This is a genomic window from Pseudomonas congelans (assembly GCF_900103225.1).
Taxonomy (GTDB): domain Bacteria; phylum Pseudomonadota; class Gammaproteobacteria; order Pseudomonadales; family Pseudomonadaceae; genus Aquipseudomonas; species Aquipseudomonas congelans.
This window is the reverse complement of sequence record NZ_FNJH01000002.1, coordinates 74,043-93,675: the sequence shown is the minus strand read 5'-3', so window position 1 is coordinate 93,675 and position 19,633 is coordinate 74,043. Positions and strand designations below refer to the sequence as shown.

Sequence of the window (19,633 nt, the reverse complement as noted above, 5' to 3'; positions counted from 1 at the left end):
GTCAGAGGATATCGATGTCGTTGGCCTGGATGACTTCACGCTTGGCTTCGTCGTCCAGTTGCTTGATCACGCCATAGATCTGCGCCACGGCCTGCAAGGTGTCACGCGGGATGAAGCGGTCCTGGGGGACGCGATACAGCGTGCGCGCAAGCCAGATGCACTGCACGACAGGTATGCGTTCACGCTTGGCTTCTTCGATCAGAGCCAGGGCGCCTGCGTCGATATTTTTACAGTGAATGCGCGGCAGCGCGGTTTCGCCCGGTCGGTAATACAGGGCCACCGCGTAGTGGGTCGGGTTGACGATCAGCACATCGGCATCCTTGACCGGCTTTGGCGGGGCCTTGGGTGCCTGATTGAGCAGTTCGTGCGCAAGCTGGCGACGGTGACCCTTGATCTCAGGGTTGCCCTCGGAGTTCTTATATTCCTGCTTGATGTCTTCCATGCTCATGCGCAGCTGTTTGGCGTGGAAATATTTCTGAATGGCAAAGTCGGCGACGGCGAGTACCAGCAGGATCCCGCACGTGACTCGCAGAATCTGGTGGAACAGTTTGGAAAGTGCATGCCAGAACGTCACCAGGTCGCTGTGCACCAGGCTCACCAGAGTGCCCAGCGCGGGCTCGACGATCATCCACATCACTACAGCTATAATCGCTGCCTTGATGATCCCGGACAGTGACGTGGTCAGGCTGCGCAGGGTGAACATCTGCTTGAGGTGGCTGAACGGGTTGAGTTTTTCCATGCTCGGCTTCAACGCTTCGGGCGCGAACAGCACGCCGAACTGCATCCAGCTGCCCAGCAGTCTCATCAGCATGGCGACGCCCACGCTGAGTACTGCGAAGGCCGCCACCAGCCAGACACCCTGGGTCACCACTTCTCCAACGGTACGCAGGAAGGGCTGATCCATGCGCGTCATGGATAGCTTGATCAGCGACTGAAGTTTTTCCATGCTGACATCGGCCATGCCCAGCGTGATCTCACTGACTACCACCAGAATCAGCAGCTTGGGCAAGTCCTGGCTCTGGGCGACCTGCCCGCGCTTGCGGGCGTCGCGAATCTGCTTGGGCGTAGCGTCCTGATTCTTTTCACTCATGGCGCAGGCTCCAGAGGTGCCGGAACAATCAGCAGCAGCGTGTGCCGCACGTCGCGCAGCAGTTCAAGGCGCTCGGTACCCAGATCCAGCAAGGTGGGCAGGTAGATCACCAGAAACGCCAGACCGATCACGCACTTGGCCGGCATGGCGAGGATGAACACGTTCAATTGCGGGCTGTAGATCCCGATCAACGCCATGGCGGCTTCCACCAGCAACAGCAAGGCAATGAACGGTGCCGAATACAGCAGCAAATGGGTGAAGGTGTCGTTCACCAGGCCCAGGTACACCTCGAAGCCCTGTGCCTGCAGCGCTGGCCACCAGCTGGTGGCTGGCCAGATCTGATAGCTGTCCCAGATCACCTGCATCAGCAGCGGCAGGCCGCCAATGATGATCAGCAGCATCACCAGGGTTTCCTCGAACAGTTGCGACAACGGTGTGACATCAGCGCCCAGTGCCGGATTGAGCTGGCCGCCGGTCAGCGCGCCGCGCTGGTTGTCGAGCAACACACCCACGGCGCTGAACAGGAAGAACGGCAGATAGAGCACCAGCCCCATCAGGGTGCCGAGGACCATTTCCTTGAAGATCAGGAAGAAGATGCCCGTCCACGACTCGCCCAGACGGCTCAGCTCCTGACCGATGCCGGGAGCCGGAATCAGTGCCAGGGCGGCCAGAACGGCATAGCGCGGCAGGCCCTTGAGATGCTTGAACAGAAAGGCCGGCACCAGAAACATGCAGGGATAGAGGCGCGCCATCGACAAGGCGATGCCATTGAACAGTTCATAGGCGAACTGGGCGTCGAACATGATCAGCCCTTGCCGCTCTGGGCAATCATGTTGAACGCCAGGTTGGTCAATTGAATCAGCTCGACGCCGATCCAGCGGCCCGTCATTGCCAGGGTCAGCCCCACCGCCAACAGCTTGAGGCCGAAGGGCAGGGTCTGGTCCTGGACCTGCATCAGCGCCTGCACCAGCGAGGTCAGCACGCCGACGGCAACGGCGACGATCAGTGGCGGGGCGGTCAGGAGCACGACGAGAATCATGCCCTGCTTGAACAGGTTCAAGGCTTCCATCGTACCCTCACATATAGGAGTAAAAGAGGCTGTCGAGCAGGCGTGTCCAGCCGCTGACCAGCACGAAGAGCAGGATCTTCAAGGGCAGCGAGATGGTCATCGGAGAGACCATCTGCATGCCCAGTGCCAGCAGGAGATTGGAGACAATCAGGTCGATGACGATAAACGGGATGTAGATCAGGAACCCGATCTCGAACGCTGCCTGCAGCTCGGACAGCACGAACGCCGGGATCAGTAGCAGCAAGTCTCCACGGCTCGCGGCATCGGCCATATCCTTTGGCCACATGCGCAAAGCGTTTTCGTGCAGATGGGTCAGCACATCGGGGTCCACGTTGTGATTCATGAACGCCTGCAGCGGTGCCAGCAGGGCCTTGGCGCTCCTGGTCAGGTCGCGGGTGTCGCGCAGTTGCAGCGGATTATCCTGAGCGATGGTCGCGATCTCGGAGAACACCGGAGCCATGACGAACAGCGTGGCGGCCAGGGCGATGCCATACAGCGCCATGTTCGGCGGCACTTGCTGCACGCCGATGGCGTTGCGAGTGATCAGCAGGACCGAGGCGATTTTCAAAAACGAGGTGCACACCACCAGCAGGAAGGGCAGCAGGGACAGCGCTCCGAGAAAGAGCGCCAGCATGATCGGGTTCGTGTCATTAAGCGTCATCCGCGCTCGTCCACCTGAAGGATCTGCAAGCCGAGTCGCCCCTCGACGTCCACCAGCTCACCCTGCGCCAACCGCCGCTCGCCGTAGTAAAGGCCGGCCAGCCCCGGCTTGATGCCTGGCACTTCGAGTACCGTACCCGGCACGAGGGTCGCCAGCTCGCCAAGGGTCAGGTTGATCTGGCCGCAGCGCAGCGTCAGCGGGAGCGCCAGATCATTGAAAGCCCCGGTTGGTGTTTCAGACACAGGACCGGACGACGGGTGCGGGTCGGCGTGATGCTCATGACCGTCCTCGTCTTCAACCGCGTCGTCTTCGTATCGGTCATCGTCAAGGCCGGCGTCTTCCTCATAGGCATCAGCCCCATAAGCGTCCTGCGCATAGGCGTCATCGGCCTGCGCTTCATCGTGCGCCCATGTCTCGGCGGCCTCGCTGATCGGTTGATCCAGCTCATCACGGTCTGTCACCGTCCTCTCCTCGATTTGCAAAACTTCCAGTTGCAGGCGTTCGGCGTGCTCAACGATACGTACCCGAACGTGGCGCGGCCCCATGACCAGCGCGCCATGTCCGGCAGTGTCGAAATCGGCTTCGCCGGGGCAGAGCACGTCACCCGGACGCAGGCTTTCGATCGCTTGCCAGGGCAGGCTCAGGCGTCCGAGACGCATTGCGAACGTCAGTGCCAACCCTGAGTGGTCGAGTGGTGGATTTACGTTCCATACGGGTTGCTCGAGCCAGTCGGCGAGCGCGTGCGCAGGGAGTGCCAGTACGCTGTGCAGGCGTCCGGCGCTCAGTTGCAGGGTCAGCTCGCAGTATTCGAACTCCTCCTCTTGCTGTTCAGGCGAGGCCGATCGCTGCAGGGCGCCCAGCACATTGGCCAGCTCTGCTGACAGCCCGGCGTTGTACAAGGGCCACAACCAGCTTTCGGCGCTGTCGGCGGTTATGAAGGCGGGGGTGCTGGACCAGGCGCCGAGCACAGCCTGGGCATCGCTGAGCCCCATCTTTCCCAGCGCGCAGTCGAACCAGTGCATGGGTGTGCTGGCAGGGGCACGGCGGCTGGTTCTGAGGGTCATGCGTCCCGGCTGATCGGAGACGCTGAAATCCATCCAGGGTTCGCCTGCCAGACGCCGGGCAATGCGCACCTGGGCATGGCTGAGGCGCCGCAGCGGCAGGGCGTGGGCATTCATGCGCGCCCCTCATGGCGAACACTGAGGTTGACCGGCTGGCAGAGTGCCCTGCTCAGATCATCCTGACAGCGCGTATGTTGCTGGCGCAGATGCTCGGCGGCATGTGCCTCGGCGCAGTCCAGATCGATGTCCCAGCCGCGTGGCGAGCGATTGCGTGCATTGAGGCCGATGCGTCCCAGGTTGGGCATGAACAGCGTGGCCTGGAGAGACTGGCCGGAGCCCGACGGCAGGCGCATGGCCAGGTCATCGACCAATTGATTCCACCCGGCGAAACCGGCCAGACCAGCCGTGTCGGTCTGGCCCATGAACGACTGCCCTCGTGAGCCGCCTTGACCTTGACCATTCATGCCGCCCGGCGGAGCCAGCAGTTGCTCAAAGAACAATCCGTCGGCGAGTCGCTCGGACTCACCGTGCCGGGTTTTTCCGGCCTCCCTCGAAGGGGCTTCCCGAAGGCGCTCGGGCTCGTTGTTTCTCCCTTGCGGGCGTGCAGGCAAACCTTGCGGCCGAGGGGTGTCGCGGGCAGGTTCGCGTTTGCTTTCCTGGCGTTCCGGCACTGAAGGTTGGCGGTGATCGAGCAGGTGATGGACGGGGCTGTTGAGGTTCATTTCGTCTCCTGTAGCAGATCGTCTAGGCCAGGGTTTCACGCAGGCAGGCCAGTTTTTCCAGGGCTCGCTGGCTGGCGCGCAGTTCGGTCTGCACTTCTCTCGCCCGCAATTGCTGGTTCTCGAGTTCCAGGTTCAGGCGTTGCGTATGCAGGCGCAATTCGGTCTGGCGGTCCATGAGCTGCTGCTCCTGTTGCTGCCATTGCTGGATGCCATTGATGCTCATCACCTGGCCCTCGCACTGCAGCGCCAGCGCCTTGCGTTCCTGCCTCTGCTGGCGCAGGTCTTCAACACACTCCTGTTCGGCCAGTTCGATGGCAGCCTGCATTCGGCTGATCTGTTCCTGCTCTTCCCGGCAGCGGCGTTCCAGGCTGTTTTTGCGCCGCTCCCGCAGCGGTGTGAGCAATGCGACGACCTCGACCAGCGCGTCACGTTGCGGGTCCGGATCGGGTGCCGCTTCCTCGACCGCGACCCTACGGCGCATGATCGATCAGCGCATAAAGTTGGTGAAGGGTGTCCTGCAGCGCCTGAGGCTCGCGCAACTCCTGCTGGAGAAAACCGTTGATCTGCTCATGCAGTTGCACTGCGCAGTCGGTCATGGCGTCGTTGCCAGGCGTGTATTCGCCCAGCCGCAGAAGCATTTCCACCTGCTGATAAGCCGCCAGCAGGCGGCGCAGGGTGACGTTGCCGCGCTGATGCTGGCGGTCCGTGACGCTGCTGGTGATACGGCTGAGACTGGCCTGCACGTCGATGGCAGGATAATGACCGCGCTCGGCCAGCTTGCGTGACATCACGATGTGCCCGTCGATCAGCGAGCGGACTTCATCGGCGACCGGGTCGTTCATCGAGTCCTGTTCGATCAGCACGGTGTAGATCGCGGTGATCGAGCCTTGCTCGCTGCGGCCGGCACGTTCGACCAGGCGCGGCAGCAGGGTATAAACCGACGGCGGCAGGCCGCCGCGGCCGAGGGGTTCACCCGCTGCAATACCGATCTCGCGCTGGGCCCGCGCGAAGCGGGTCAGGGAATCGATAAGCAGCAACACACGTTTGCCGCTTTGTCGGTAGGCCTCGGCAATGGCCGTGGTGGTGAAGGCTGCGCGCGCGCGCTCCATGCTCGAGCGGTCCGAGGTCGCGCAGACCAGCACCGAGCGGGCGCGCAGTTCATCGTCCAGTTCATGATCAAGAAACTCGCGCAGTTCGCGACCACGCTCGCCGATCAGGCCGAAGACGATTACATCGCAGGGCATATTGCGCGCCAGCTCGGCCAGCAGTGTGGTCTTGCCACACCCCGCGCCTGCGAACAGGCCGACGCGCTGGCCTTCACCCAGAGTGATGGCTGCGTCTATGGCACGCAGACCGGTAGGCATGGCATCGGCGATACGTGGCCGCTGGGTGGGTGGAATGGCGTCGCAAATCACCGGCTGGGTAGGGCGGTGCTCGCCGGGCAAGGCGAAGGCACCGTCTCCCTGACCATCCAGACGTCGTCCGAAGCCGTCCAGCACGCTGCCCAGCAGGCTGTCGTCGACACTCACCGAATGGCTGACGCCCAATGGCTCGATCCGTGCGCCTTGCTCGATGCCTTCGGGCGTGCCCAGTGCACTGAGCAGGGCGCAGTCTTCGGTAAAACCGACGATTTCCGCCAGCATCGACTCGCCGCCGGTCTTGTATACGCGGCACAGATCGCCTATCCGGACAGCAGGCACCTGGCATTCGAGCAGGATGCCGTTGACGGCACTGACCCGTCCGCTGACCACCACCGGGCTGAGACTGTTCAAACGCCCACGGCAGGCATCGGCCCACTCGGCGAGGGGCGCAGCGCTGGCCAGTCCCGGGTTCACCACTTCACCTCGTAGTGCTCGTCGCCATCGAACTCGACGTGATTCTTGTCGATTTTGGTCAGTCGCAGGCCGTCCACCTCATCGCCCAGGAACAACCGACGGTTATCGGCCAGCACCACGTGAGCCCGTTTGCCGCTGGCGATCTGCACGATGTCGAAAGGCAACTTGCGGCCGAACGGTTTGACGTGGTCGAGCACCGCGACTGCGCTTTTTTCCTGTTGATTGAAGCGTTCGAGCATGCGTCGGAACAGCGCCAGTTGCTCCGGGGTCAATGAACCGCGCAATTCGATCCCCTCGGAAACACTGTTCACGCTGACCGCATCACGCAGTTCGCGCTCCCTGAGCATGGTCTGCAGCCTTTCGACGGTATCCGTTGCGCTGAGGGCCTGCGGCTCTCTCTCCTGCACCGGCGCACGGGCGGTGCTGATCACCGGCGCCGGGCTAGTGAGGGCCCAGGCGCTGCCCGCCAGGGTGACCACGATTCCGGCGATCGCCAGTCGCTTGTGCAGCGCAGGGCGTTTGGCCGGTCTCGGCGGCTCCTGGGTTTGCTGCGCTTCTGCCGTCGGCTCATCGGTCGGTGCACCTGGCGCGGCCGCAGGTTCGCTAACGGCAGGCCAGTTCGACGAGCTGGACATGATGCTCAACTGCACAGTGCCGAGCTGGAATGTCTGGGCCTCTGTCAGGTCAGTCAGGCTGTCGCAGGACTGGCCCTTGTCGTCGATCAGCGAGCCGTCTTCAGCTTCCAGGCGCCAGTGTTCGCCATCACGCGTCAGACGGCAGTGGCGTTTGGCAATGCCGGGATCCTGCAGCAGCAGGTCGTGCTGCTCGTCACTGCCGACCAGCCAGTGATCGCCAATCAGTGGCAGGGCCGCACCGCGGTGCAAGCCGTTCAATACGCGTAACTCGTACATCACTCACTCCTCGATCGGTTAAGCAAACTCATGCCGCGTTTTCGTCGGCGATGGTTTTTTGCAATTCGTCGTCCAGGTCCAGTCGGCCGAGCACCTTCACCTGGGCTGTGCTGTTGAGTTCGGCAAAGGACAGCACGGGAATTCGATGGAATTCGTCCTGCAACAGCGTGCGCAACGGGCTGCGCAGGTCTTGTGCGACCAGCAGCACGGCGCTGTCGCGAGCGCGACGCGGAAAGGCCTCTGTCAGTTGATCGACCAGTTGCTGGCTCGCCTCGGCGGGCAGGGCGAAGAAAGTTTCGTTCTGGGTCTGACGCTGGCTGTCACGCATCAGGTTTTCGCTTTCCGGCGATAACAGCCACACCTGCAAACCTTCCGGACCGCAGTACTGGTGGAAGATCAGCGACTTCAGCGCGATGCGCACGTAGTCGGTCAGCGCACCCACTTCACGCTCATGCTGGCCGTGTTCAATCAGTGCCTCGGCGATCAGGCGAATGGCGCGCAACGGCACACACTCACTGGCCAGACGCTGCAGCACTGCGGAGAAGCGCGAAAGGGGCAATACACGCTGCATCTCCTGCGCCAGTTCCGGTTGGTCGCGCTCCAGCCAGCTCAGGATCGCCTTGCTTTCCTGAAGGCCGATGAACTGCGGCCCGCAGGCTTGCATGGCGCGGAACATGCGATCGACGATCAGATCGCTCGAAGTACTGGGATAAAGCTCGGCGTCCTGCAGTGTCGGGTCGTCGGCAGGTATCCAGAGCAGATCGCCTTCTTCGCGGGCCACGCTGCCCGGCAGGGCATGGATCGGTTCGGCCGCCAGCAACTGACGCTCCACGGCGAGAAAGCCCTGGGTGAAGGTCGCCTTGAGCATTGGCACCTCGTAAACCAGAAAGCGGAACTCATCCGTGTCCAGGTGTTTGGCGTACTCAATGTCGAACGAGGGCAAGGTGATGCCGAATTGCGCCACCAGTTGGTTGCGGCGTTGGCGTATCTGGCTGATCAGGGCGATGATCTGCGCCTGATCCTGGTCCGGATGAAACTGCAGAAGGAAGGTTCGGCAGGGAAAGAACTCACGAATATCCCGCTCGCCATTCTGTTCAGGCGGCACCTGGGCAGCGGCAGGCTGCAGTTTCGGGTTGCGGCTGCGCAGCAGGAAAACCCCCAGGCTGCCGACCAGAATCGAAATCACTACGAACACCATGGTCGGCATGCCCGGCAGGGCTGCGAAGCCAAGCATGGCCACCGATGCGATGATCAGTGACTTGGGTTGTGCGCCCAGTTGCTTGGCGATGTCGCCACCGATGTTGGAGTTCTCGTCACTTTCCTCGTTGGGCACGCGGGTGATGATCATGCCGGCGGTGATCGAGATCAGCAGCGCCGGAATTTGCGCAATCAGGCCGTCACCGATGGTCAGTACCGAATAGAGCTGCATCGCGTCGCCAGCGGCCATGCCGTGCTGGACCACGCCGATCGAGATACCACCAATCAGGTTGATCGCGACAATGATCAGGCCGGCGATGGCGTCGCCGTTGACGAACTTCATCGCGCCATCCATGGCGCCGAACAGCTGGCTTTCCTTGCCCAGGTCCGCACGCCGCTGACGGGCCTGATCGACGCTGATGAGCCCGGCGCGCAAATCACTGTCGATCGACATCTGCTTGCCCGGCATGGCGTCGAGAGTGAAACGCGCACCGACTTCCGCCACCCGTTCCGAGCCCTTGGTGATGACCAGGAAGTTCACCACCGTCAGGATCAGGAAGATCACCATGCCCACTGCCAGGTTGCCACCGACGACGAAGTTGCCGAAGGCTTCGACGATGTGCCCTGCGTCCTGCTCGAGCAGGATCAGCCGGGTGGTGGCGATCGACAGTGCCAGGCGGAACATGGTGGTCAGCAACAGCACGGCCGGGAAGGTCGAAAAGGCCAAGGGTTTGGGAAGCTGCATGGCCAGCATGATGAGCAGGCAGGAGACGCAGATATTCACCGCGATCAGCACGTCCACCAGTCCGGTCGGCAGGGGGGTGATGAACATGAAGACGATGCCGATGACGATGATCGCGCCAGCGACTTCCGAACGTTTCGAGGCGGCGACGGCCACCCGGGTCAAACCGTTGAGCACGGCATTCATGAGCGGCTCCTCCGATCAGGCAAGGCCTTGCGCTCGATCGGCACCAGGTCATCTGTGACCAGCTTCACGTTGCGCAACGAGGTCTGAAGAATCTTTTCGTCACGGCACACGTTGGCAACCAACTTTTGCAGGCGGTTGAGAAAGGTCAATTTCAGCGAGGGCGAAGGACCGCCGGCTTGTTCCGAAAGTTTTTGGGCATCGACTACGTTCATCGACTTTTTGGCCAACTGCATCAACTGGCGCATCAGCATAATGGTGCTGAGGGTCATGGCCGGGTTTTTGGCAGCCATGCGGCCTACCAGGTCCGAGCAGCCATGCATCAGGTTGTTTACCTGGCTGGTACACCCCAGACTTTCCATCAATGAGCGAAGCTTGCCCTCTTGAGGCAGCTGCGCCAGATTGGCAATGTCGTCCGCCAAAGCCTGCTGCAAAGCGCGCAACCCCTTGAGGAAATGCTCTTCGCCGCACAGGTGCAGCACCGCCTCGATGAAGTTGCCCAGTGACGGGTTCTTGATCAGGTGCTCGTAATAGACCTTGCGCATGCTGTCACGCAGGTCGGGGTTCTTCACGGCCTGAGTCAGCGCCGGCGTGATGCTAAGGCCACTGCGAATCTCCTCACCATGCTCGGCGTCCAGTGCCTCCAGACAGGACTGAGCCTGCTCTGCCTCGCTGTCATCGCCTCGCTCTCTGGCCTGATGGTTGATTTCCTCGAGCAGCAGATGCGTCTGCAGCGGGTTGTCGCCCTGATCCTTGAGAATCTCCTTCAGCGATTTCTGCTGGCGCAGCAGTTGGCGTGTCTTGTTGAGCTGGGCATTGATATTCATCGACCCATGATTGCCCATGCCCTGCAACAGCTGCTGCAGGCTCATGGGCTGGCTGTTGGCATGCTTGCCGCAAACCACTTCACGCTGACTCAATAACTTGCCGGTGGCGACCAGGGCTGCGCTCATCAACTGGCTCAAGTGAGCTGACTCGTGCTGTTGATGAACCGTGGTCACCGCGGCTTTTGCCGTCGTCGCAGCCGCAGCCTGAGGCGCCGCTGTCTGGACGGTGGTCGGCTGGAAAGTATTGATACGTTCGAGGGACATGGGCCGGATACGCGTCTGGAGAACACTCCTCTGTGTGGTCGCAGGCGCTATCCGGTTCCATGCAAAAGGCGCTCATCGGCCTTGTATCCGGATTTTGCAAAATATTGCGGAGCTTTTCGGGAGTGCTTGCAAAAGATTGCGGGGCAGGCGACCTGCGTTTTCTGAAAATACCATTCATAACAATGATTTAAAGGCATTCAGGAGGGTGGCACAGGTTTCGCTATAGGACCTTCAGCATCGCCGTGAAGCGCTCACGGCGAATGATCTAAGGGAATACTTCATATGAATGCCATGAATCAGAGCCTGCTGCCCACGCCATCCGGCACCTCGTGCTTCGCTCAGTTGACCCAACAACAACTCCAGAAACTGCAGAACTTCATACGCAAGCGCGTCATTCATCAGGAAGATGCCGAAGATATTCTTCAGCAGACCTTCGTCGAGGCTCTGCACGCAGAGGGCAAATTTCTGCAGCAGAGCAAACCGGAAACCTGGCTTTGCGGTATAGCGCTGAATCTGATCCGCAATCACTTCCGCAAGGTTTACCGGCGCCCCATGCACGTTGAGTTCGAAGAGCAACTGGCGCATGCTGAGCCCACTCAGGATATTTTCGGCCACATCGAGAGTTATCGCGACCTCCAGCAGACTGTCCAGGCCATCTCTGTATTACCAGCGGTCATGCGCCATACGCTGGAAATCACGGTCGAGACCGAAGGCAGTTATCAGGAAGCAGCGGATGCTCTGGGTGTGCCGATAGGTACAATTCGATCGCGGCTTTCCAGGGCCCGTTCGCAGTTGCGCGACTGCCTGCCAGAAGGGTTTCGCGCGTGAGAGGTGAGCATGTCGAACTTCAGGATTGGCCGTCCTCGTCAGGTTCAGCCGGGGTCCGAGGCCATCCCGTCAAGGGCGGTTCAGGATCCTCTTGATCAGAGCATTCAGCGGGTTTGCAAGAGTGCCTGGTCAGGGATGCCGGATTCCCATGCGCAGATGTTTCAGCGCTTTGCCGAACATCGTCGGCTGGTGTTCGGCGTGCGCGCCAGCGGTGCCGGAATAGCCCGTTTGTGGGCCGGGGGGCAGTTGCTGTGCGAGATCGATGGCCTGGCGGGTTTCAGCCAGCCCGGCCTGCCGGCGTTGCCCGACGGTTTGCCATTGACCTCTTCCGCTGCGCGTGCAGCCCAACTGAGCGACAGCCATCTGCGTCAGTTGCTGAGCCGTGGAGACCTGCTGGCGATGGGGGGCGAGCGCAGTGGCGTACAGAGTTTGCAGACCCTCGGCGTCGGCCAGCAGATTCTCTCGCTTCAGGCGCGTCGCGAAGGCCCTGAGCTGTGGAGCCTCTGGCATGGCAGCGCGCCTCTGGTACTGAACGCCGAGCCTGACGTGCCCGCTGCCATACCTGCTCGTTACGAGCTGTTGCTGCTGGCCCCGCTGCTTGACTATGGCGGGCCGACCTACGCCGACACCCAGGCATGGAATGCCGCTTACCGGCGCAGCCTGGGTGATAGCCCTGAACCTTTCGATCCGGCCTGCGCCGAGATGGCCGGACGCATCGAAATGATCCTGGCTGCCCTCGACGATGATGCTGCCGGCATCGTACCTCTGGACCACGACATCAGGCCTCGTCCGGGAGGTCTGAAGGTGGAAGACTTCCCGGCAACGATGTTTCTCCCCCATCCCATCGGCGACTTTCCCTCACTGTGTCGGGTCGATGACCGCGCCGCGCTCTATCGTTTGCTGTTAGCCGTGCATGAGGCCGGCATTGCACTGGATATCGATCCGGGCTGGCGTGATCTGATCAATTGATCAGCGGCATGCAACGTTTTCGCAAGCTGTGACCACACAGGCTCAAGTGCGGTGACGCAAGCGGAGACAGGATCATGAAAATCAAGCTGTACCTGGCGATAGTGTTGGCGGGATTGCCGTGTCTTTCTCTGGCAGCAGGGCCTTCTCCGAGCGCCTGCGCTCAGGCCCACAGCGCCGCGAGCCAGCGGTTGGCCGAGGCCACCGCCGAACAGGACGGCATTGCCGCGGGCAATGCTCGTCGACAACTGGCCACAGTGGTTGCGCAATGTCAGGCGGCACAGCAGCAGCGCCAGCAGTTGCAGAACAGTCGCCAGAACCAGCAGCGTCAACGGCAACAGCAGCTCAACTACCAGCGCAATGTTCAGCGTCGCATCGTCGAGCAGCAGCGTCTGCGCCAGCAGATGCAGCAACAACGCATCAATAACCAGAACAACATGCCGGACATCCGTTACTGATGCCTGCTGTTCGTCATCTTCTTCATCAAGGAAGTCGTTATGAATGTCAGCTCTCCCGGCATGAGGCGCGGGTGCTGTAAAAGGACGGGTCAGGCCGGTGCCTTGCTGGTGTTTCTCGGTCTTTTCATGGCCGATCTCGCCTGGGCGAGGCCACCCACCGCCTATAGGCAAGTGGCCGAGGCTGCCGGCGTTCCCGAGCAGTTGCTGTACGCGGTAGCGCAGACCGAGAGCAACACGCGCCTGCAGATCGGTTTCTATCCCTGGCCCTGGACCCTGAACGTCAAAGGCAAACCCTTGCGTTTCGAAACCCGTGAACTGGCCTGCCAGGCCGTGCACAAGGCAATTGTCGAAGAGGGCATCTACGCAGTGGATATCGGGCTCACCCAGCAGAATTGGGGCTATATCGGGCGTGCCCGCTTCCGCGAGCCTTGCGATGCGCTGCATCCGATCCACAACCTGCAAAGCGCTGCCTTGCTGTTGCGCCAGTATTACCAGCAAACCGGTGATTGGGTGAGCGCGGCGGGGATGTACCATCGCCCCGCAGGCGGCGAGCCGGCGCGTCTGTATAAAAGCAAGATTCAGGAACGCCTCAGGCACATGGTTGCCGATCGCTGAAGCTTTTGAAGGGAGGTGAGTGTGCGCGGGGCAGGGCAGGGGAAGTCATTGCGGACCGGGCGAGCCCGGTAAGGCCCTGAAAAGCATTCGCGCTGTTTCAGGACTCACCGGGAAACACCATGCGCAAGCCGCTTACTGAGGGACGGCCTCGCCACCCAGCGCTTCGAACAGCTCCGGCAGAAACTCGCCGAAGGTCAACATCATCAAGGTAAAGCTGGCATCCAGTTGGCCAAGAGCCTCGTCGCCGCCGTCCTGTTCAGCCTGATCCTGCAGCAGGTCTTCGAACTTGAGGCGTTTGACGATCATCTTGTCGTCCAGTACGAACGACAATTTGTCCTGCCAGGCCAGCGACAGTTGGGTCACGACCTTGCCTGTGCTCAGGTGCAGCTGGATTTCGTCGCCGGTCAGGTCTTGACGCTTGCAGCGCACGATACCGCCGTCTTCGTGGGTGTCGCGCAGTTCGCACTCGTCCAGCACGAAGAAGTTGTCGGCCGCTTTCTGGGTCTTGACCCATTCAGTCATGGTCGCGCTTGGCGAGGCATTGACCGTCAGTGGACGCACCGGCAGCGAGCCCATCACTTCACGCAGCGTCGACAGCAGGTCTTCGGCACGCTTGGGGCTGGACGCATTGACCAGAATCAGACCCTGCTTGGGCGCGATGGCCGCGAAGGTGGCAGAGCGACGGATAAACGCACGCGGCAGGAACGCCTGGATGATTTCGTCCTTGAGCTGATCGCGTTCCTTCTTGTAGACCTTGCGCATCTGCTCGGCTTCGATCTCGTCGACCTTTTCCTTGAGCGCGTCACGCACGACGCTGCCCGGCAGAATGCGTTCTTCCTTGCGTGCTGCAATCAGCATGAAGTCCTGACTGATATGTACCAATGGAGCGTCTTCGCCCTTGCCGAAAGGAGCGACGAAACCATAGGTGGCTACCTCCTGGCTGGCGCAGGCGCGCGCCGGCTTGGTCGCCAGTGCTGTCTCCAGCGCTTCGGCATCAAAAGGCACGTCCTGGGTCAGGCGATAGACAAGCAGGTTTTTGAACCACATGAGGTGAATCTCTCTTTCTATACAAAGGCGGGCATTATTCGCTCCTCAGCCGCTGCGGCCAACCCTGTACAGAGCGTTTGTAAGCCTTTGGAAGGATTATAAAAATTATTTAAAAAAGTGCTTGCCAGAGTACAGGTCGCTCCGTAGAATGCGCGCCACACCGAGAGTGAAGGGTGATTAGCTCAGCTGGGAGAGCAGCTGCCTTACAAGCAGCGGGTCGGCGGTTCGATCCCGTCATCACCCACCAAACTCGCTTTTAGTGTTACGCGCAGCGGTAGTTCAGTCGGTTAGAATACCGGCCTGTCACGCCGGGGGTCGCGGGTTCGAGTCCCGTCCGCTGCGCCATATTCCGCTTCAAGGCCCTTGAACTCCTTGAAGCAAACAGAAAGCCCGCCTAGTGCGGGCTTTCTGCTTTCTGTCGTTTGGAAATCTAACCCTCCTCCTGCAATGCCCCCGCGGCAGTTTTATTAAACTTATGTAGGAATTATTCTTCGCGGATGTAAGTAATTTCCTTAATTTTTGAAGTTAAAACCAGACTTGTTAGTTAGTCTCGGTGAATGCTTGATTTATCTTCTTTGCTGGTATTAGCTGAATGGGTTGACGGGGTATTCAGACATCAGTCATGTCTGTCGAGTACTCAAAATAATTAATCCAAATCGGCCGCCTGATTCAGGTGAGCTAATACTATATTGAGTGAAGGGATAACTATGGAAAATCGTTTTAAACTGCTTGCAGGCACCGCCGCCTTGATCCTCTCTGCAAGTGCGCTGGCCATGCCGGAACTGCACACGGCGACCATCGACCAGCATGGCAATGTCGTTGCTCGGTCGTCCCCATGGATCAAGTCTGTAAGTTACAGCAGCCAAAAAGACTACTTCGCTACTTATAAGGTGTTCTTCAAGGAAGGGCAGTTTGAAAAGTCTCCAGGTTTCTGCTCTGTATCTTCCATTGATACCAGTGATCATGAGCGGCTGTTCTACGGACACGCCAAGTTGGGCGGCGCTGCAACGACAGAGCAGGTCAATGTATTAGGGCTTATGGTTGGTAAACGGGGTGCTTCGGGTGATTCCTCGATGAGTTTCCAGTTGGCCTGCAGTAATTGATTCAATGAACCCCGCCTGGTGCGGGGTTTTTTACGGTGGTCAGGTCTGGCGGCGCACCGTCCGGCTTTCCATCCAGCGCATTTGCGCAGATCATTCCTCTACCTCCCAACAAGAACGGACGTGTCATGAGCCTACCTCTTCAGGGCATCAAGGTAGTGGAGCTTGGTCAGCTCATTGCCGGGCCTTTCGCGGCGAAGATCCTCGCCGAGTTCGGTGCCGAGGTCATCAAGGTCGAGCCGCCGCTGACCGGCGATCCTCTGCGCAAATGGCGTTTGCTGCATAACGGCACGTCCGTCTGGTGGGCGGTGCAGTCCCGCAACAAACAGTCGGTGACCCTCGATCTGCGCCAGCCTCAAGCGCAGGAAATGGCGCGTCGGCTGATCCGGGATGCCGACGTACTGGTCGAGAACTTCCGTCCCGGCACACTTGAAGGCTGGGGATTGAGCTGGGAAGTGCTGCACGCCCTCAATCCGAAACTGATCATGCTGCGCGTGTCTGGTTATGGGCAGACCGGCCCGTATCGCGACCGGCCGGGTTTTGGCGTGATCGGCGAGGCCATGGGCGGTTTGCGGCACCTGTCGGGTGAGGCAGGACGCACGCCTGTGCGTGTCGGCGTATCGATTGGTGATTCGTTGTCAGCACTGCACGGCGTCATCGGTATTCTGCTGGCGCTTCGTCACCGCGAGCAGAATGGCGGCGACGGGCAACAGGTAGATGTCGCGTTGTACGAGTCAGTGTTCAACATGATGGAAAGCCTGATTCCCGAGTATTCGGTATTCGACACTGTCCGGGAGCCGGCTGGCAGCAGCCTGCCAGGTATCGCTCCGAGCAATGCCTACCGTTGCAATGACGGCAAGTACGCGCTGATCGCGGGTAATGGCGACAGTATCTTCCGGCGCCTGATGGAAAAGATCGGCCGCGCGGACCTGGCCAGTGACCCCGAGCTTCAGCACAACGACGGCCGGGTCAGGCATGTGGCACGCATTGATGCGGCCATTTCGACCTGGACCGCCGAACGCTCGATGGACGAAGTGCTTGCGGCGCTCAACGAAGCACGTATCCCGGCAGGCAAGATCTACGATGCTGCCGACATCGCCAGCGACCCGCATTATCAGGCGCGGAACATGCTGTTGCAGGGCACGCTGGACGACGGAACGCCCGTCACCCTTCCGGGTATCGTGCCTAAACTTCAAGACACGCCGGGTCAGGTACGGTCGTCTGCGCCTACACTCGGTCAACACACCGATGCCGTGCTTGAAGCGCATGGCATCAATGCGTCCACACGTGCCGAGTGGCGTCGGCTAGGCATCATCTGATCCGAAACGTGGCCGTTGTCGTAAAACAGAATTCTATTCCAAACGGAGCTGATCCCGTGATTGATCATCTGGACCACCTGGTACTGACCACTGCCGATATCGACGCCTGCAAGGACTTTTACGTACGCGTTCTGGGTATGACCCCTGAACGCTTTCGTCAGGGGCGTCTGGCATTTCGCTTCGGCAATCAGAAAATCAACGTCCATGAGCGCGGCAAGGAGTTCGAGCCCAAGGCCCATTTGCCAGTGCCGGGTGCGCTGGATCTGTGTTTCATCGCCACCATCCCGCTGGAGCAGGTGATTGTGCACCTGCAGGAGCAGGAGTGGCCTATCGTTGAGGGTCCGGTCGAGCGCACCGGCGCCACCGGACCGATCCAGTCGGTGTATGTGCGTGACCCGGATCTGAACCTGATCGAAATTTCCGAGCCGGCGGTGGATGCGTCGATTTAATCGCGCTCGCTGACAGCGGTTACGTCAAGGCATCAGCAGCCCTTCGCAGGCGCTCCGTCCTTCGGCACGAACGCGCTCTTGTCGCCTGGCTTGGTGATGATGTACGCACGTCGCCAAGGCTGATCGTCGATCAGCTTCCAGCGATGACCGGGGCCGGTAGTGTCCTGTGCCAGCAACACTTCCCCGGGGTGCAGGACAAAGTTCTCGCCACCCGTGGTGGAAAATTCCAGCGTGCCGGACAGGGTGATCACGTACTGCTCTTCGGGTGCCGGATGCCAGTCAAAGGTCGAGTGCGCCGGGGTTTCCTTGAAGTGCAGGGCGCTGACATCGGTCATGGCCTGTTGATCAATCGACCCCTCGATGACGTGTGACAGCTTGTCTGAGCCTGTGCACAGCCGGTAGGCCTTGATGCCCTCAGTGACAACCAAAGGCGGCTTCTTGGTGGCGTGGGCTGCGCTGACCGGCAACATGGCTGCTGCTGCGATCACGGCCAGGCTTGCCCACTGGCGAGCTGTCGAGCGCTTTGGGCGAAAACGAGTGGTCGATTGCATAAAACGTTCCTGAGCACGACATGCTGCACGAGCCCTGATCGCCAGTCGCGATGGTCGACGCAGGGGCTGGGCAGATTCGCCCACGCCGAGGATCGAAGCACATCCCGGAGTGCTTAAAAATTATCTTTAATTTCATGTTGTTCGCGCCGGCTGACCTACGTGACGCCATATTCATCTATGTCACTCGCTGTGTCGGGTTTCCTTACGCTCATGACTCAATCAGTCAGGCTTTCAAGGAGCCCCGGATGTACCTCAGAAAAAGACTCTACAAACGATCCATCGATCACCATTCCGACATGCCGGCGCTCAGCGCGCCGTTCGATCATCCTGATGACGCGGCGCGTTATGCCCATGAGCGAATCGGCAACCGGCGTGATCGCGAATACGGCGGTTTCATTCTGATTCGCAGGGACGGCAAGTATGTTGCGACCGAACCCATGAACGGCAGCCAGTTCAGCTTCGATCCCAACGAAGTGTTTCCGCGTAATGAGCAGGAAGGTTACGTGCTCTACCCGCAAGGGCATGAGGACTATGCGGTCTACCATTCTCACCCGTCACTGCAGGCCGGGCTCGACGAGTGGCCGGAGAGTGAAAAGGTCACTTACCCGAACAGTTTTTCAGCCGGCGACATCTATGCGGTCATCGATGATCAGGAGGTGTGTGCCGCGACCTACCTTTCCGGGCCGGACGGTTCCCTGATCAAGTACACGCTGTCGCGCTCTGCCGCCGAAGACACCCTGCTTGCGCGCGTCTCCGGTCCGCAGAGCATGCCGCACCTGTGTGAGCTCAGCCAGATCCACAAGGCGTTGCAGAACCTCAGCATGATGCCCAGTGATGTGGTCCGCCTGCTGGCCGGTGCCGGGGATCTGCAGGTGATCGTGCCCAGTCGCCTGTGGGGGCAGGCCGGCAAAGTCGCGGCCGACTGGCACCCTTACCCCGACGAGGCTGCCGCTCTTAGACCGCCCGCCAAGTCGCCCGCAAGTTGCGACGCGCAATGGCCACCCCGGCCTCTGAGCCTCAGCGCGCCGTTCAGCAGTGCCGATGAGGCTGCACGTTACGCACATGGTCGTATCGGCAGTCGTATTCACTCGCAAATCATCGGTTTTCTGCTGTTCAATCCGGTCACGCGAGCCTATCGGGCTGCCGAGCCGATTCTCGATGACGGCATGCCGGTGTATGCGCCGTGTTCGGCGTTCCATCCCGATGCGTATTACCGGCCTGCATTACCTGACGGCTACCGTGTGGACGGCATGTATTTCTGCTCTGCCAATCTGGCCGCCGAGGGCGGGCGTGCAGTCATCAACGATTTCTTCGAGCCGGATGACCTGCATCGGGTGTTCAGCTATCGGCACAAACCGGAAAAGCGCCGCAAAGGCTTGCCGATTCGCTATGGGTTCGAGATGTCCGCCGTTTATTTCTCGGCCGCCGACGGCGCGCTGCTCTGTTACACCCCCAGCCAGTCCGACGAGGAGTTTCAACTGTTGCAAAGCGTATCGCGGGTGTACTCCGGGGCCGATTCCATTCAGGCGCAGCTCGCTGCCGGTACCCTCAGCGTGCAGGAATTCGTCCTTCGGGTCGCGCGGGCCGGGCTTCTGCGCGTGCTGCAGACGAGTGAGCGCTGGCCGGATGCCGGTGTGATCAGTCCGGTGGCCTGAGCCCTTTGCAGCGAGTCAGCGCCTTGCCTGTATGAATTGCAAACTGAACTGCAACTGAACAATGCGGTACAGATCCGGGAAAA

Annotated in this window: 21 protein-coding genes and 2 tRNA genes; 10 read left to right on the top strand and 13 right to left on the bottom strand. The window is 60.4% G+C overall.

The window, feature by feature from the left end:
* Position 1: 1 nt before the first annotated feature.
* Genes sctU through BLR20_RS07150 form a run of 11 tightly spaced genes read right to left on the bottom strand, consistent with a single transcriptional unit; the run spans position 2 to position 10,562 of the window.
* On the bottom strand, positions 2 to 1,090 hold the full coding sequence (gene sctU, locus BLR20_RS07200) for a type III secretion system export apparatus subunit SctU (RefSeq protein ID WP_032612081.1): 1,089 nt from the start codon (positions 1,088 to 1,090) through the stop codon (positions 2 to 4).
* Positions 1,087 to 1,896 (bottom strand): type III secretion system export apparatus subunit SctT, encoded by an 810-nt coding sequence (gene sctT, locus BLR20_RS07195; RefSeq protein ID WP_025990808.1) that lies wholly within the window; start codon positions 1,894 to 1,896, stop codon positions 1,087 to 1,089. The genes sctU and sctT overlap by 4 nt, the downstream gene beginning before the upstream one ends.
* Positions 1,896 to 2,159: a type III secretion system export apparatus subunit SctS gene (gene sctS / locus BLR20_RS07190; protein ID WP_010427610.1), complete on the bottom strand. Its 264-nt coding sequence runs from the start codon at positions 2,157 to 2,159 to the stop codon at positions 1,896 to 1,898. Before sctS ends, sctT begins: the two co-directional genes overlap by 1 nt.
* 7 nt (positions 2,160 to 2,166) lie before the next feature.
* The gene (sctR, locus tag BLR20_RS07185) at positions 2,167 to 2,820 is read right to left on the bottom strand and encodes a type III secretion system export apparatus subunit SctR (protein WP_032612085.1); all 654 of its coding nucleotides are present in this window, start codon (positions 2,818 to 2,820) and stop codon (positions 2,167 to 2,169) included.
* The gene (locus BLR20_RS26415) at positions 2,817 to 3,998 is read right to left on the bottom strand and encodes a FliM/FliN family flagellar motor switch protein (protein ID WP_054994553.1); all 1,182 of its coding nucleotides are present in this window, start codon (positions 3,996 to 3,998) and stop codon (positions 2,817 to 2,819) included. Before BLR20_RS26415 ends, sctR begins: the two co-directional genes overlap by 4 nt.
* The gene (locus BLR20_RS07175; RefSeq protein WP_050549113.1) at positions 3,995 to 4,603 is read right to left on the bottom strand and encodes a type III secretion system HrpP C-terminal domain-containing protein; all 609 of its coding nucleotides are present in this window, start codon (positions 4,601 to 4,603) and stop codon (positions 3,995 to 3,997) included. The genes BLR20_RS26415 and BLR20_RS07175 overlap by 4 nt, the downstream gene beginning before the upstream one ends.
* Before the next feature lie 22 nt (positions 4,604 to 4,625).
* Positions 4,626 to 5,084 carry a hypothetical protein gene (locus tag BLR20_RS07170; protein WP_032612086.1) on the bottom strand — a complete coding sequence of 153 codons (459 nt, stop codon included), beginning with the start codon at positions 5,082 to 5,084 and terminating at the stop codon, positions 4,626 to 4,628.
* Positions 5,074 to 6,438 (bottom strand): FliI/YscN family ATPase, encoded by a 1,365-nt coding sequence (locus tag BLR20_RS07165; RefSeq protein WP_390175875.1) that lies wholly within the window; start codon positions 6,436 to 6,438, stop codon positions 5,074 to 5,076. Before BLR20_RS07165 ends, BLR20_RS07170 begins: the two co-directional genes overlap by 11 nt.
* Positions 6,435 to 7,349 carry an FHA domain-containing protein gene (locus BLR20_RS07160; RefSeq protein WP_032612088.1) on the bottom strand — a complete coding sequence of 305 codons (915 nt, stop codon included), beginning with the start codon at positions 7,347 to 7,349 and terminating at the stop codon, positions 6,435 to 6,437. The genes BLR20_RS07165 and BLR20_RS07160 overlap by 4 nt, the downstream gene beginning before the upstream one ends.
* A 28-nt stretch (positions 7,350 to 7,377) precedes the next feature.
* A complete protein-coding gene (gene sctV / locus BLR20_RS07155) occupies positions 7,378 to 9,474 on the bottom strand; it encodes a type III secretion system export apparatus subunit SctV (protein ID WP_010427626.1) in 2,097 nt (698 codons plus the stop codon).
* Positions 9,471 to 10,562 (bottom strand): HrpJ domain-containing protein, encoded by a 1,092-nt coding sequence (locus tag BLR20_RS07150; protein WP_054994554.1) that lies wholly within the window; start codon positions 10,560 to 10,562, stop codon positions 9,471 to 9,473. The genes sctV and BLR20_RS07150 overlap by 4 nt, the downstream gene beginning before the upstream one ends.
* A 282-nt stretch (positions 10,563 to 10,844) precedes the next feature.
* Between BLR20_RS07150 and BLR20_RS07145 the strand changes: the two genes are divergently transcribed.
* The 4 genes from BLR20_RS07145 to BLR20_RS07130 all read left to right on the top strand — a co-directional run bounded on the left by BLR20_RS07145 (position 10,845) and on the right by BLR20_RS07130 (position 13,429).
* On the top strand, positions 10,845 to 11,390 hold the full coding sequence (locus tag BLR20_RS07145) for an RNA polymerase sigma factor (RefSeq protein ID WP_010427633.1): 546 nt from the start codon (positions 10,845 to 10,847) through the stop codon (positions 11,388 to 11,390).
* Between the two features lie 135 nt (positions 11,391 to 11,525).
* On the top strand, positions 11,526 to 12,359 hold the full coding sequence (locus tag BLR20_RS07140; RefSeq protein ID WP_054994555.1) for a hypothetical protein: 834 nt from the start codon (positions 11,526 to 11,528) through the stop codon (positions 12,357 to 12,359).
* 74 nt (positions 12,360 to 12,433) lie between these two features.
* A complete protein-coding gene (locus tag BLR20_RS07135) occupies positions 12,434 to 12,814 on the top strand; it encodes a hypothetical protein (RefSeq protein WP_010427636.1) in 381 nt (126 codons plus the stop codon).
* Between the two features lie 39 nt (positions 12,815 to 12,853).
* Positions 12,854 to 13,429 (top strand): lysozyme family protein, encoded by a 576-nt coding sequence (locus BLR20_RS07130; protein WP_010427638.1) that lies wholly within the window; start codon positions 12,854 to 12,856, stop codon positions 13,427 to 13,429.
* A 132-nt stretch (positions 13,430 to 13,561) separates the two neighbouring features.
* Here BLR20_RS07130 and rdgC read toward each other — a convergent pair whose 3' ends face one another.
* Positions 13,562 to 14,476, bottom strand: a complete 915-nt coding sequence (gene rdgC / locus BLR20_RS07125) for a recombination-associated protein RdgC (protein WP_010427639.1) — start codon at positions 14,474 to 14,476, stop codon at positions 13,562 to 13,564.
* 171 nt (positions 14,477 to 14,647) lie between these two features.
* Between rdgC and BLR20_RS07120 the strand changes: the two genes are divergently transcribed.
* From BLR20_RS07120 to BLR20_RS07100, 5 genes are all read left to right on the top strand, one after another.
* Positions 14,648 to 14,723 (top strand) — tRNA-Val (locus tag BLR20_RS07120).
* 21 nt (positions 14,724 to 14,744) lie between these two features.
* A tRNA-Asp gene (locus BLR20_RS07115) sits at positions 14,745 to 14,821 on the top strand.
* 362 nt (positions 14,822 to 15,183) lie between these two features.
* On the top strand, positions 15,184 to 15,579 hold the full coding sequence (locus tag BLR20_RS07110; RefSeq protein ID WP_054994556.1) for a hypothetical protein: 396 nt from the start codon (positions 15,184 to 15,186) through the stop codon (positions 15,577 to 15,579).
* A gap of 125 nt (positions 15,580 to 15,704) precedes the next feature.
* Positions 15,705 to 16,895, top strand: coding sequence for a CaiB/BaiF CoA transferase family protein (locus BLR20_RS07105; protein WP_032612097.1), 1,191 nt, complete (start codon positions 15,705 to 15,707; stop codon positions 16,893 to 16,895).
* Between the two features lie 56 nt (positions 16,896 to 16,951).
* Positions 16,952 to 17,344: a VOC family protein gene (locus BLR20_RS07100; protein ID WP_032612100.1), complete on the top strand. Its 393-nt coding sequence runs from the start codon at positions 16,952 to 16,954 to the stop codon at positions 17,342 to 17,344.
* 32 nt (positions 17,345 to 17,376) lie between these two features.
* Here the strand turns inward: BLR20_RS07100 and BLR20_RS07095 are convergent, their stop codons facing one another.
* The gene (locus BLR20_RS07095; RefSeq protein ID WP_010439491.1) at positions 17,377 to 17,895 is read right to left on the bottom strand and encodes a cupin domain-containing protein; all 519 of its coding nucleotides are present in this window, start codon (positions 17,893 to 17,895) and stop codon (positions 17,377 to 17,379) included.
* Positions 17,896 to 18,140: 245 nt separating this feature from the next.
* On the opposite strand from BLR20_RS07095, the gene BLR20_RS07090 reads away from it, so the two are divergent.
* Complete coding sequence (locus BLR20_RS07090) at positions 18,141 to 19,550, top strand: DUF4329 domain-containing protein (protein ID WP_010439494.1); 1,410 nt, start codon at positions 18,141 to 18,143, stop codon at positions 19,548 to 19,550.
* Positions 19,551 to 19,633 lie beyond the last annotated feature (83 nt).